The organism is Acidovorax soli (assembly GCF_900107605.1).
Taxonomy (GTDB): domain Bacteria; phylum Pseudomonadota; class Gammaproteobacteria; order Burkholderiales; family Burkholderiaceae_C; genus Acidovorax; species Acidovorax soli.
Genome location: NZ_FNQJ01000004.1, coordinates 173,275 through 186,893 on the forward strand (window position 1 = coordinate 173,275; position 13,619 = coordinate 186,893).

The 13,619-nt window shown below is 66.0% G+C and carries 10 protein-coding genes; 2 read left to right on the top strand and 8 right to left on the bottom strand.

All coding sequences use genetic code 11. The features are described from left to right. The first annotated feature begins 3 nt into the window (after window positions 1–3). A complete protein-coding gene (locus BLW02_RS05425; protein ID WP_092697353.1) occupies window positions 4–3,102 on the top strand; it encodes a type I restriction endonuclease subunit R in 3,099 nt (1,032 codons plus the stop codon). Between the two features lie 30 nt (window positions 3,103–3,132). On the opposite strand, the gene BLW02_RS05430 is transcribed toward BLW02_RS05425, so the two are convergent. The 8 genes from BLW02_RS05430 to BLW02_RS05465 all read right to left on the bottom strand — a co-directional run bounded on the left by BLW02_RS05430 (window position 3,133) and on the right by BLW02_RS05465 (window position 12,370). After that, window positions 3,133–4,110 carry a tripartite tricarboxylate transporter substrate binding protein gene (locus tag BLW02_RS05430; protein ID WP_092697354.1) on the bottom strand — a complete coding sequence of 326 codons (978 nt, stop codon included), beginning with the start codon at window positions 4,108–4,110 and terminating at the stop codon, window positions 3,133–3,135. A 17-nt stretch (window positions 4,111–4,127) separates the two neighbouring features. Beyond that, on the bottom strand, window positions 4,128–5,642 hold the full coding sequence (locus tag BLW02_RS05435) for a class I adenylate-forming enzyme family protein (RefSeq protein ID WP_092697355.1): 1,515 nt from the start codon (window positions 5,640–5,642) through the stop codon (window positions 4,128–4,130). A gap of 1 nt (window position 5,643) precedes the next feature. After that, entirely contained in the window at window positions 5,644–6,621 is a 978-nt protein-coding gene (locus BLW02_RS05440) for a Bug family tripartite tricarboxylate transporter substrate binding protein (protein ID WP_092697356.1), read from the bottom strand. Between the two features lie 177 nt (window positions 6,622–6,798). Continuing rightward, on the bottom strand, window positions 6,799–8,007 hold the full coding sequence (locus tag BLW02_RS05445; protein WP_092697418.1) for an acetyl-CoA C-acetyltransferase: 1,209 nt from the start codon (window positions 8,005–8,007) through the stop codon (window positions 6,799–6,801). A gap of 73 nt (window positions 8,008–8,080) precedes the next feature. Then, complete coding sequence (locus BLW02_RS05450) at window positions 8,081–9,367, bottom strand: acetyl-CoA hydrolase/transferase family protein (protein WP_092697357.1); 1,287 nt, start codon at window positions 9,365–9,367, stop codon at window positions 8,081–8,083. Between the two features lie 142 nt (window positions 9,368–9,509). After that, window positions 9,510–10,304, bottom strand: coding sequence for an enoyl-CoA hydratase/isomerase family protein (locus tag BLW02_RS05455; protein ID WP_092697358.1), 795 nt, complete (start codon window positions 10,302–10,304; stop codon window positions 9,510–9,512). An 81-nt stretch (window positions 10,305–10,385) separates the two neighbouring features. Next, on the bottom strand, window positions 10,386–11,279 hold the full coding sequence (locus BLW02_RS05460) for a MaoC/PaaZ C-terminal domain-containing protein (RefSeq protein ID WP_092697359.1): 894 nt from the start codon (window positions 11,277–11,279) through the stop codon (window positions 10,386–10,388). Window positions 11,280–11,452: 173 nt separating this feature from the next. Further along, window positions 11,453–12,370 (bottom strand): SDR family NAD(P)-dependent oxidoreductase, encoded by a 918-nt coding sequence (locus BLW02_RS05465; protein ID WP_092697360.1) that lies wholly within the window; start codon window positions 12,368–12,370, stop codon window positions 11,453–11,455. Between the two features lie 225 nt (window positions 12,371–12,595). Here BLW02_RS05465 and BLW02_RS05470 point away from each other — a divergent pair, with 225 nt between their 5' ends. Beyond that, window positions 12,596–13,609, top strand: a complete 1,014-nt coding sequence (locus BLW02_RS05470; protein ID WP_092697361.1) for a Bug family tripartite tricarboxylate transporter substrate binding protein — start codon at window positions 12,596–12,598, stop codon at window positions 13,607–13,609. Window positions 13,610–13,619: the final 10 nt, after the last annotated feature.

Consider the following 13,619-nt stretch of genomic DNA (forward strand, 5'->3'; position numbering starts at 1 on the left):
TTCATGGCGGACTACAAAACCATTGCCGAATCGAAGAACTTCATCGTTCTGGACAAGTACACCAAGGACTGGCAGGCCAATGAGAGCTACCAGAGCGAAGGCGATCTGGAGCGGGAGTTCATTCAAGACCTGGTCCACCAAGGCTATGAGGCCCCGTCGGGCCTGAATACGCCTGCAGCCTTGCTGGCCAATGTGCGTGCGCAGCTGCAAGCGCTCAACAACGTGCAGTTTGCGAATGCCGAGTGGCAGCGCTTTGTGGAGACCTGGCTGGACAAGCCCAGTGATGGCATCGTTGAGAAGACCCGCAAGATTCACGACGACTATGTGCATGACTTCGTGTTTGACGATGGCCGCATCCAGAACATTTACCTGCTGGACAAAAAGAACCTTGCCCGTAACAAGGTGCAGGTCATCAAGCAGTTTGAGCAAACAGGCTCACATGCCAACCGCTATGACGTGACGATTCTGGTCAATGGCCTGCCGCTGGTGCAGGTGGAGCTGAAAAAACGTGGCGTGGCGATTCGCGAAGCCTTCAACCAAGTACACCGCTACAGCAAGGAGAGCTTCAACAGCACGCATTCCCTGTTCAAGTATTTACAGCTGTTTGTGATTACCAACGGCACCGACAGCCGTTACTTTGCCAACACCACCCAGCGCAACAAGAACAGCTTCGACTTCACCATGAACTGGGCGAAGGCCGATAACAGCTTGATCAAGGACCTGAAGGACTTCACGGCCACCTTTTTCCAGAAGCACACGCTGCTGAATGTGCTGCTGCATTATTCGGTGTTTGATGTCGGCAATACGTTGCTGGTGATGCGCCCGTACCAGATTGCCGCCACTGAGCGCATTTTGTGGAAGATCAACAGCGCGTACCAGGCCAGGCGTTGGAGTGACCTTGAGGGCGGTGGCTTCATCTGGCACACCACTGGCTCGGGCAAGACACTGACCAGTTTCAAGGCGGCGCGTCTTGCCACGGAGCTGGACTTCATCGACAAGGTGTTCTTCGTGGTGGACCGCAAGGATCTTGACTACCAGACCATGAAGGAATACCAGCGCTTTTCACCGGACAGCGTGAACGGCTCGGACAGCACGGCAGGGCTGAGACGCAACCTGGAGAAGGACGACAACAAGATCGTCGTGACCACCATCCAGAAGCTCAACAACCTGATGAAGAGCGAGGGCGACCTGCCCATCTACGGCAAGCACGTGGTGTTCATTTTTGATGAGTGCCATCGCAGCCAGTTTGGCGAAGCGCAGAAGAACCTGAAGAAGAAGTTCAAGAAGTTCTATCAGTTTGGTTTCACCGGCACGCCGATCTTCCCCGACAACGCGCTAGGCGCTGAAACCACGGCCAGCGTGTTTGGGCGGGAACTGCATTCGTATGTGATCACCGATGCCATTCGTGACGAAAAGGTGCTGAAGTTCAAGGTCGATTACAACGATGTGCGCCCGCAGTTCAAGGCTATCGAAACCGAGCAGGATGAGAAAAAACTGAGCGCAGCGGAAAACAAGCAAGCCCTGCTGCACCCTGACCGCATCCGCGAGATCACCCAGTACATCCTGAACAACTTCCGGCAAAAGACCCACCGCCTGCACGCGGGCAACAAAGGCTTCAACGCCATGTTTGCGGTCAGCAGCGTGGATGCCGCCAAGTTGTACTACGAGTGCTTCAGGGAACTACAGAAGGGCAGCGACAAGCCACTGAGGGTGGCCACCATCTTCTCGTTCGCCGCCAACGAAGAGCAAGAGGCGATTGGCGACATCCAGGACGAAAGCTTTGATGTGTCGGCCATGAACAGCAGCGCCAAGGAGTTCTTGAGTGCGGCCATTGCCGACTACAACGCGCTGTTCAAGACCAACTTCAGTGTGGACAGCAATGGCTTCCAGAACTACTACCGAGACCTGGCCAAGCAGGTCAAAGCCAAGGAGATCGACCTGCTCATCGTGGTCGGCATGTTCCTGACGGGCTTTGATGCACCCACACTCAACACCCTGTTTGTCGACAAGAACCTGCGCTACCACGGGCTGATGCAGGCCTATTCGCGCACCAACCGCATATTTGACGCCACCAAGACCTTCGGCAACATCGTCACCTTCCGCGACCTGGAACAGGCGACCATTGATGCCATCACCCTGTTCGGTGATACCAACACCAAGAACGTGGTGCTGGAGAAGAGCTACAAGGAGTACATGGAAGGCTTCACCGATGCGGCCACCGGTGAGGCACGCCGTGGTTTTATGGATGTGGTGAAGGAACTGGAAACACGCTTCCCCGACCCCGCAGCCATTGAAAAGGAAGCCGACAAGAAGGCCTTCGCCAAGCTGTTTGGTGAGTATTTGCGCGTGGAAAACGTGCTGCAGAACTACGACGAATTTGCCAGCTTGAAGGAGTTGCAAAGCGTCGATCTTGCCGACCGTGCCGCAGTAGAGGCGTTCAAGGCCAAGCACTACCTGAGTGACGAAGATCTGACCGCGCTGCAAGCTATCACGCTCCCCCCCGAGCGGAAGGTTCAGGACTATCGCTCGACCTACAACGACGTGCGCGACTGGCTGCGCCGTGAAAAGGCAGGGGCCGAGAAGGAAAAGTCGGCCATCGACTGGGATGACGTGGTCTTTGAGGTGGACCTGTTGAAGTCACAGGAAATCAACCTGGACTACATCCTTGAACTGATCTTCGAGCACAACAAGAAGATCAAGAGCAAGTCGGAGCTGGTGGATGAAGTGCGCCGGGTGATCCGCGCAAGCCTGGGCAACCGCGCGAAAGAGAACCTGCTGGTGGACTTCATCAATCAGACCGATCTGGACCAAATTGGCGACAAGGCCAGCGTGATTGATGCCTTCTTCACCTTCGCCCAAGCGGAGCAGCAGCGTGAAGCGCAGGAGTTGATTACCGGCGAGAACCTCAATGCCGAGGCAGCCAGACGCTACATCACCACCTCGTTGAAACGGGAGTTTGCCAGTGATAGCGGCACAGAACTCAATTCCGTTCTACCCAAAATGAGCCCTCTCAATCCGCAGTACCTGGCAAAGAAGCAAAGCGTGTTTCAAAAAATCTCTGCTTTTGTCGAGAAGTTCAAAGGCGTGGGTGGACAGGTTTGACTGGGCCTGCAATCAACCCCAAGCAGCCCCTCACCCCGGCGTGATCCCCGCCGTCTTGATCACCTTGGCCCACTTGTCCAGTTCGCTGCGCAGGCGCTGGCGCATCTGCTCCTGCGTGCCGGGGTCTGCCTCGGCGCCGGCGTCCAGCAGGCGCTGGCGTACGGCGGGGTCCTTCATGGCGGTATTGAAGTCGGCGTTGATCTTGTCCAGCACGGCCTGGGGCGTCTTGGCGGGGGCGAACAGTGCCGCCCAGGAATAGGCCTCGTAGCCGGGCAGGCCGGACTCCACGCCGGTGGGCACGTTGGGCAGCATGGCTGAGCGTTGGCGGCTGGCCACGCCCAGCACCTTGACGCGGCCGCTCTTGATGTGCGGCAGCGCCGTGGGCGCGTCGCTGAACATCAGCTGCACCTGTCCGCCCAGCAGGTCGTTCATGGCCGGGGCGCTGCCCTTGTAGGGCACATGCTGCAGCTTGGTGCCCGCTTCCATGTTGAACAGCTCACCCGCCAGGTGCGTGCCGCCGCCGTTGCCCGACGAGCCATAGGCCAGTGGCGTGCCCTTCTTGGCCAGCGCGATCAGCTCCTGGATGGTGTTGGCCGGCACCGAGGGGTGCGCCACGATGAACACCGGGAACATGGCCGCGAAGCTGATGGGGGCGAAGTCCTTCTCGATGTCGTAGGGCAGCTTGCCCATCAGCGAGGGGTTGACCGAGTGGTGGATGGCGCCCACGAAGAGGCCGTAGCCATCAGGCGCTTCCTTGGCGGCGGCCGTGGCGCCCACCACGCCGCCCGCGCCCGCGCGGTTGTCGATGACGGTGGGGGTTTTCCAGATTTCGGACAGCTTCTGGCTGAAGACGCGCGCCGTGGTGTCCACCGGGCCGCCCGGCGGAAACGGCACGATGAAGCGCACGGGCCGGCTGGGCCAGGGCTCGGACGCGAGCACCGCCAGTGGATGGGCCGCGGCAAGCAGGCTGCCGGCAATGAAGCTGCGGCGGGAGGTGGTGGAATGCATGGTGTGTCTCCTGTGGTTCAGGTGGTGAGGCTCAGCGCCTGGTCTTTCAAGGTGCGCTTGAGCACCTTGCCGTTGGTATTGGTCGGCAGCTCCGCCAGCGTGACGATGTGGGACGGGCGCTTGTAGGGCGCCAGCAACTCGCGCAGGTGCGCCTGCATGGCATCGGCGTCCAGCGCGGCGCCGGGGCGCAGCTCGACAAAGGCCACGATCTCCTCGTTGCCGTCGTCCACGGTGCGCCCCACCACGGCTGAGCGCTGTACGCTGGGGTGGGTGTTGAGGGCGGTCTCCACCTCGGCCGGGTAGACGTTGAAGCCCGAGCGGATGATCATTTCCTTCAGGCGTCCCATGACGAACAGCGCGCCGTCGGCATGCATTTCGCCCAGGTCACCGCTGGCATACCAGCCACCCTCGCGCATCACTGCGGCGGTGGCCTCGGGGTCGCGAAAGTAGCCGGGCATCAGGCCCCGGCCGCGGATCCACAGCTCGCCGCGCTCGCCCAGCGGCAGCGGCTGGCCCGTGGCCGGATCGGTCACGCGCACCTCGGCCTCGACCACGGCGTAGCCGGCGCTGGTGTCGGGGCGCTGTTCGCCCAGGCGTGTGAGGTGCACCGAGCCCGCGTATTCCGACAGGCCGTAGCCGTGGTGCAGCGCCTGGCCGAAGGCCGCCTCCACGCGCTGCTTCAAGGCCAGGTCCAGCGGGCCCGCGCCGGTGTAGAGGTAGCGCAGCGCCGGCGCTGCGGGCCGTGCAATTCCGCGCTCCTGCAGATGGGCCAGCAGGCGCGAGAACAGCGCGGGCGGCCCCTGCAGCTGCGACACGCCGTGGTGGGCCAGCGCATCCAGCAGGTCGTCAGGATCGAACTGCGGGCGCATCACGAGCTGGGCGCCGGCCAGCAGCGAGCTGATCAGCACCGTGCCCAGGCCGAAGATGTGGGTCATGGGCACGAAGGCGTAGCTGCGGTCTTGCGGCCCCAGCGCGCGCGAGGCGCCCGAGACGCGGGCGAAATGGATCAGCGCGTCGTGCGTGAGCATCACCCCCTTGGGCTGGCCCGTGGTGCCCGAGGTGAAGATCAGCGCCGCCACCGTATCGCGCAATACGCCCGCCTCGGGCTGCGCATCCGTGCGCACGGCGCTGTGCTGCATGCCGGGCAGGGCCGAATCGACGGCCGCAAAGCGCCGTGCGTGCGCAGCGGCGCTGCGCGATGCGGCGGACGTGAAGAACACCACGCGCGCATCGGCCTTGGCGACGAAGCTGTCGATCTCGGCGGGCGCCATGCGCGCATTCACGCCGCAGGACCAGGCGCCCACGCGGCTGCAGGCCAGGATCAGCGCGGCGTGTTCGGGGCAGTTTTCGGCCACCACCAGCACACGGTCGCCGGGGCGCACGTTCAGCGTGCGTAGCTCGGTCTCGGCGGTGTCGGTAAGCGCGCCCAGGTCGGCAAAGCGCAGGCTGCGGCCGTCCGGCAGGTGGATGAAGGGCTGCTGCGGCGCCTCGGCCAGCCAGCGGTCCAGCAGGTGGTGGATGCGCTCCGCCATGTCAGTCGACGGTGATTCCCTGGGTCACCGTGGCCCACATGGCGCGTTCCTGGGAGGCGCGCTCGGCCAGCTTCTGCGGTGCGCCGGTCCACTCGTCGTAGCCCAGCTCCTTGTAGCGTTTTCTCAGGTCCGGCTGCGCCAGTGCGGCATTGACGGCCTTGTTGAGCTTGGCCACCAGTTCAGGGCTCATGCCCTTGGGGCCATAGACACCGTACCAGCCGCCCACGTCAAAGCCCTTGAGGCCCTCGATGCCCGACTCGGCGAAGGTGGGTACATCGGGCAGCGAGGCATTGCGCTGCGGCGAGGTGACGGCAATGGCGCGCACCTTGCCGCTGTGGATGTAGGTGCTGGCGGTGCTGATGATGTCCAGCATCATGTTGAGCTGGCCGCCGATCACGTCGGTCATTGCCGGGGCGTTGCCCTTGTATGGGATGTGGTTCATCTCGATGCCGCTGCGCCTGGCGAACAGCAGCGCGCCCAGGTGGTTGGAGCCGCCCACGCCGGCCGAACCGTAGGCCAGCTTGCCGGGGTTGGCCTTGGCGTTCGCCACCAGCTCGCGCACATTCTTGTAGGGCTCGCTGTTGTTGACCACCAGCACGTTGTAGTAGCTCAGGATGGGGGCCACCGGCGTCAGGTCCCGGGCCGGGTCGAACGGCATCTTGGTCATCACGTTGGGGCTGATGGTGATGGTGGGGCTGGCGGCAAACCACAGCGTCATGCCATCGGGCTTGGCGCGCACCACCTCGCTGCCGGCAATGGTGGCATTGGCACCGGTCTTGTTTTCCACCATGACCGGCTGGCCCAGTTCCTTGGACAAGGCCTGGCCGAACAGGCGCGCGCCCTGGTCCACGGGGCCGCCTGCGGCATAGCCGACGATGAGGCGCACGGGCTGGCCGTCCTGCGCGGCGGCGGGCAATGCAAGGGCAAAAGGTGCCAGGGCCAGGGCGGCCAGGGCGAGGCGGCGGGGGGCTGCGGTCATGGGGGTGTTTCCTGTCTGTGTGGAATGAATGCGAATGCGGGAAGAGGGCGGGCCGGGCGCGGGGCCGGGTCGTTACCCATCGGCGCGATGGTGCGCCCCGGCTGGCGCCCTGTGAATCTGCTTTTCCGTAAGCCGGGGTTCGGGTCTGCTTAGCGAGGGTTTTCCCTCGCGGCACCGTCACATCCGTTCAAACACTGCGGCAATGCCCTGGCCGCCGCCGATGCACATGGTCTCCAGGCCATAGCGGCCCTTGCGGCGCTGCAGTTCGTGCAGCAGGGTGGCCAGGATGCGCACGCCGGTGGCGCCGATGGGGTGGCCCAGCGAGATGCCCGAGCCGTTGACGTTGAGCTTGTGGGCGATGGCGTCCTGGTCCTGCCAGTTCCAGCCCTTGAGCACGGACAGCACCTGGCAGGCGAAGGCCTCGTTCAGCTCCACCAGGTCCATGTCGTCGATTTTCAGGCCCAGCCGCGCCAGCAGCTTCTGCGTGGCCGGCACCGGGCCTATGCCCATGTGCGATGGCTCGCAGCCCGCAGCGGCCCAGCCCACCAGCGTGGCCATGGGCGTGAGGCCCAGCTCGGCCAGCTTGTCCTCGGCCACGATCAGGCAGGCGGCGGAGGCGTCGTTCTGCTGGCTGGCGTTGCCGGCCGTGACGGTGCCGTTCGGCATCAAGACGCGCAGCTTGGCCATGCTGTCGGTCGTGGCATCGGCGCGAAAGCCTTCGTCGCGCGCGAACAGCAGGGGGTCGCCCTTGCGCTGGGGCACCTTGACGGGCACGATCTCGTCGGCGAAGCGGCCGGCTTCCCAGGCCGCTGCGGCCCGCTGGTGGCTGCGCACGGCGAAGGCGTCGGCCTCGTCGCGCGTGATGCCGTAGTCGCGCGCCAGGTTCTCTGCGGTCTCGATCATGCCGCTGATCTTGCCGAAGCGCTCCACCGGCTGCGAGCGTTCACGGCCGCGGTCCAGGCGGTCAAAAAAGCGCACATTGCCCGAGCGCGCGCCCCAGCGCATGTCGGTGCTGTAGTACTCGATGTTGCTCATGCTCTCCACGCCACCGGCAATCACCACGTCGGCGGCGCCGCTTTGCACCATCATCGAAGCGGTGACGATGGCCTGCAGGCCACCGCCGCAACGGCGGTCCAGCTGCATGCCGGGCACCGACACCGGCAGCCCCGCCTGCAGCGCGGCCCAGCGGCCCACGCAGGGCACCTCGCTGTTGGCGTACGACTGGGCCATGACCACGTCGTCGATGCGTGCGGGGTCGATGCCGCTGCGCTCGACCACGGCGCGCACCGTGGTGGCGGCCAGCTCTTCAACGGGCACGGGGCGCAAGCTGCCGCCAAAGGTGCCGACAGGGGTGCGAACGGGGGTGACGATGGCGGCTCTGCGCATGGTTTTCTCCTGATGAATGGAAGCGAAATTGGAATGAAAGTGGCTCTGGCGCTTATCCATAAAGCGCCAGAAGCTATTGTTTTTGATGAAAAATCGCGCCACAGCGGCGCAGCAGTTCGTGGGCCTGGCGCTCCAGGTCCTCGCGGTGTTCGGGCGCAGCAATATCGATCAGCCGGCGCACGCGGCGCGACAGCGTCTGGCCGCGCAGGTCGGCCACGCCATGCTCGGTGACGATCAGGCCTGCGTCGCTGCGCGGCGTGCTGACCGGCCCGGCCAGCTGCGCCACGATGCGCGTCCTGCCCTTGGCGGTGGCCGGCAGCGCCACGATGGGCAGGCCGCCACGGCTGCGGGCCGCGCCGCGCAAGAAATCGACCGCGCCACCCACGGCGCCCACATATACGCCTGCTGCCACTTCGGCGTTGATCTGGCCGGTCAGGTCCACCTCGATGGCCGCGTTGATGGCGGCCAGCTGGTGGCTGGCGGCCAGCACCTCGGGGTCGTGCGTGTAGTCGGTACCGCGCAGTTGCAGCGCCGGGTTGCGGTGCGCCCAGCGGCGCAGCTTCTCGCTGCCCATCAGGATGCCGCCAATGCCCACGCCGGTGTCCAGGCTCTTCTTGGCATGGGTCAGCACGCCGGCCTCGGCCAGGGCGGCAATGCCGTCACCCACCGCGCCGCTGTGCAGGCCCAGGTCGCGGTGGCCGTGCAGCGCGGCCAGCACGGCCTCGGGCAGGTTGCCTATGCCCAGCTGCAGCGTGGCGCCGTCCTGGATCAGTCCGGCGATGTGGCGCGCAATGGCCTGCTCGGCCGGGCCGGGCGCGGCGCGGCTTTGCTCCAGCGGCGGGTGCTGTGCGTCGATCAGCAACGCAAAGTCGCTGGCCTGCAGGTGCACGCTGCCATGCGTCCAGGGAATGGCGGGGTTGACCTCGGCGATCACCACGCGCGCCTGTTCCAGCGCGGCGGGCAGGTATTCGTGCACCAGGCCCAGGCTGTAGCGGCCCTGTTCATCGGGCGGCGAGACCTGCAGCAGCACCACATCGGCGGGCAGCACGCCCGCGCGGATCAGCCCTGGCAGGTGCGAGTAGTGGCTGGGCAGGATGTCGAGCACGCCCGCATCGGCCAGGTGGCGGTGCGGACCGCCCGCGGCGTAGCCAAAGAAATCGATGGTGTCGGCCTGTTCCGGCTGCAGCGTGTCCGACGCACCAATGCCCACGAACACGCGCAGCCGACCGCCCTGCGCCAGCGCGTGGCGGTGTGCGGTCACGGCGCGCGTGAGCGTGAGCGGCTCGGCCGTGGACTGGCCCCACCACAGGGTGTCGCCGGGGCGGATCAGGGCCTGCAGTGGCTGGGCCAACAGGCTCATGTCCGTTCTCCGCGATGTTGCGCAGCACCCGCGCCGCATGACACTGGCGCGACCCAGGCGAGGGCCGCCGTGCAAGGGCCGCCCCGCCGCACGGGCGGCGTCCCCCTGGGGGGATGGCGCCGCAGGCGACTCAGGGGGGCCGTCATTTTTTGTCCCAGTCGAAGCGCAGCGGCTGCTTGTCTTTAAAGCGCCGCACCGCGTCCTGGTGGTAATCGGAGCCGCGGCACAGGGACTGGGCGTAGGACTCCAGCTCGGCCATGGCGTGGGCATCGAGCTCGAAGGACTGGTTCATCACGGTCTTGGCGATGCCGATGGCGGCGGTGGACGCCTCGCCAAAGCGGCGCGCCAGCGCCTGCGCGGCCTCGGTCAGCGCGGCGGCGTCTTCCACAATGTCGAACACCATGCCCAGTTGCCTGGCCTCCTGCGCATCGACGGTGCGGGCGGTGAAGACCAGCTCCTTGGCCCGCTGCTGGCCCACGATGCGCGGCAGCAGGCGCATCACGCCCAGGTCGGGCACCAGGCCGATGCGGCCGAACACGGCGCAGAACTTGGCGCGGCGCGTGGCCAGCACGAAGTCGGCCGCCAGTGCCAGGCCCAGCCCCGCGCCAAAGGCCGGGCCATCGACCGCGGCGATGACGGGTTTTTCCAGGTCCACGAGTTCGGGGAACCACTGGTGCAGCTCGCGCATGCCCTTGCGAAAAGTGAGGCCCGTGCGGCTGCTGTCCTGCATGGCCGAGATGTCACCGCCCGAGCAAAACGCGCCGCCTGCGCCGGTGAGGATGACGGCATGCACCGCCGGGTCGTCGCGCATCTGCGCAATGGCAGCGGCCAGGGCGGGGCGCATGGCCTGGCTCAGGGCGTTGCGCGCCTCGGGGCGGTTGAGGGTGATGGTGCCGATGCCGTCCTGCACGGAGGTCAACACGGGGGATGCGCTCATGGCGTGCTCCAGAAGATATTGAGGATCAAGATGGGCCATGGCGCTTGTCTATCCAGCGCCAGCAGCGCACCTTGGGATGGTTCAGGCCAGTTCGGCGTAGCCGTGGCTCAGCACCACGATGTCGCGCTCGGCCACGCGGGCGCGCAGCTGGAACTGCCCTGGCTGGCCGGGCAGGCTCCAGATCTCGGTGACCAGCGTTTCGCCTGGATAGACCGGCGAGGCAAAGCGGATGTCCAGCGCCTTGAGCCGCGCCGGGTCGCCGCCCGCGCACTGGCGCAACAGCGCATGGGCCACCAGGCCGTAGCTGGCCAGGCCGTGCAGGATGGGGCGCGCAAAGCCCGCCTTGGTGGCCACGGCCGGGTCGGCGTGCAGCGGGTTGTAGTCGCCCATCAGGCGGTAGAGCAGCGCCGCCTCGGGGCGGATGGCCTGGGTGTCGCTGAAGTCGGGCGCGCGGTCAGCCGGCGTGGGCTGCAGCGCGGGCAGCGGTGCGTCGCTGGGCTGGCCGCCGCGCTGCTGGCTGTAGCCGCCGTCGCCGCGCAGAAAGGTCACCTGCTGCAGCGTGGCCAGCAGCTCGCCGGCCTGGGTTTCCAGGCGCCGCTCGGTGATCAGGATGGCGCCCTTGCCCTCGCCCTTGTCGATCAGGTGCGTGATGCGGCTTTTGCCGACCACCGCGCAGCTGGCGGGCAATGGCTTGTGCCAGCGCACGCGCTGCTCGCCGTGCAGCAGCTTCACCCAGTCGATGCCCGTGTTCGGCTCGCGAGCCCAGAAGCCGGGGTAGCCCAGCACCACGGCCTGCGTGGGCAGGGTGCGCAGGCCGCCCTCCAGCCCTTCATAGACAAACGGCAGCGCGTCGGCATTGAGCGGGTCGTTGCCCAGGCCGAGGCTGAGCGCATACAGCATGGTGTCGCGCTCGGTGTAGTGCTGGTGCACGGGCGCGAAGGCCCGGTTCTTCAGGTGGTGGTAGTCAATAGCCATCTCAGTCGTCCATAACGTTGTGTATCGCCCGCGCACCATGCAACTGGCGCTACCCAAGCCAGGGCTGCCGAGCAAGGGCCGCCCCGCAGCGAGGGCTGCGTTCCCCTTCCCGCAGCGCGCAGCGATGCGAGAGAAGGGGGAAGCGGCGTAAGCCGCTCAGGGGGTTGTCTCCGTCACACCGGGTCCCAGCTGAACACGTCGGCCGAGCGATCCATCGGCACGAACGAGGCCTTGAGCGCCGGCATGCCGTGTTCGGCAATGAACTCGGGCGTCCAGCCCTCGCTGCGGTGCACCGAGCGCAGGGGGCGCGGCTGGCTCATCAGGAAGATCTCGTTGTTGCGCACGGCAAACACCTGGGCGTTCACGTCCTTGGCCTGGTCGGACAGCAGGTACACGGCTAGCGGCGCGATCTTGTTGGGCGTCATCTGCTGGATCTTGGCCACGCGTGCCTGCTGTTCGGGTGTGTCGGTGGGGATGGAGCCGATCATGCGGCTCCAGGCAAACGGCGCGATGCAGTTGGAGCGCACGTTGAATTTCTGCATGTCCAGCGCGATGGACTTGGACAGCGCCGTCAGCCCCAGCTTGGCGGCGCTGTAGTTGGCCTGGCCCAGGTTGCCGATCAGGCCCGAGGTGGAGGTCATGTGCACGAAGGCGCCGCTTTCCTGCTCCTTGAAGTGGTTGGCGGCCGCGCGTGCCATGTAGTAGCTGCCGTACAGGTGCACCTTGATCACGGCGTCCCATTCGTCCAGGCTCATCTTGTGGAAGAAGCGGTCGCGCAGGATGCCCGCGTTGTTGACCACGCCGTCGATGCGGCCGAAGTGGTCCAGCGCGCATTGCACGATGCGGCCGGCAGCTGCCGCCTCGGCCACGCTGTCCATGTTGGCCACGGCCTGGCCGCCAGCAGCCTTGATTTCGTCCACCACTTTCTGTGCGGGGCCGGCATCCGTGCCCTCGCCTGTGGTGGAGGTGCCGATGTCGTTGACCACCACCTTGGCGCCGGCCGCCGCCAGGGCCAGCGCCATGTCGCGCCCGATGCCGCCGCCGGCCCCTGTTACCACCACCACCTTGTCCTGCACCATCTTCTGCGCCATGTTCGTCGTCCTTCGGTTTGTGTTGTCGATCAGCGCTGGAGCATGAACCCAAAGCCGCGGCAGCGCCATTCGGCAATCGCTAGGCGGGGCTTTGGCTGCATGAAAGCGTCGCCGAGGGCTTCATGGGCACGGAAGGCACGCTTTCACAAACGTGGATTGCACGGACCGGCAGCAGCGGCGAGCATCGGACCCCATTGCTTCTACAAGTATCTGGAACCACGCCGCATGCATCGCCCCTTTTTGTCCAACCTTACCCGCCGCAGCCTGTGCGCCGGCGCTGCCCTGGGCTGGGCCCTGGGCAGCGCGCCCGCAGCCTTCGCCCAGGCGATCTACCCGAGCCGCCCCATCATGATGGTGGTGCCCCAGGCCGCCGGCGGCACCAATGACATCGTGGGCCGCGTGGTGGCCCAGAAGCTGGCGGAAAAGCTCGGCGGCAGCGCCGTGGTGGAAAACAAGCCCGGTGCGGGGGGCAACATAGGCACGCAGGCCGTGGCCAAGGCGCCCAAGGACGGCTACACGCTGCTCATGACCATCAGCAGCAGCCAGGCCATCAACCCCGCCCTGTACAAGGCGCCGGGTTTCGACCCCGTGGCCGACTTCCAGCCCATCAGCCTGGTGGGCGCCGTGCCCAATGTGCTGCTGGCCCACCCCTCGTTCGCCGCCAAGACCGTGCCCGAGCTGCTGGCGCTGGCCAAGTCCAGGCCCGGCCAGCTGCAATACGCCTCGGCCGGCAACGGCACGCTCAACCACCTGCTGGGCGAGATGCTGAACCAGATGTCCGGCGTCGAACTGCAGCATGTGCCCTACAAGGGCGTGGCGCCGGCGCTCAACGATGTGCTGGGCGGCCAGCTGCCCCTGCTGTTCGGCAGCCTGCCATCCACGCTGGCGCACATCAGGTCGGGCAAGCTGCGCGCGCTGGCCGTGAGCAGCCCCCAGCGCTCGCCCGTGCTGCCCGATGTGCCCGCCCTGGGCGAGTTCGTTCCCGGCTACAGCGGAACGCTGTGGATAGGCCTGTTCGCGCCTGCCGGCGTGCCCAAGGAGGTGATGGATCGCCTGCAGGACGGCATGCGCCAGGCCATGGCCGACAAGGACATGCGCGACAAGCTCGAAGCACAGGGCGTGGAGCTTGCGGGCACGGCCACGAAACCCGTCACGCCCGACGAGTTCGCCGCCCTGCTCAAGCAGGACATTGCCAAGTGGGCGCGCATCGTGAAGACCTCGGGCGCCACCATCAACTGAGTGACTGGAA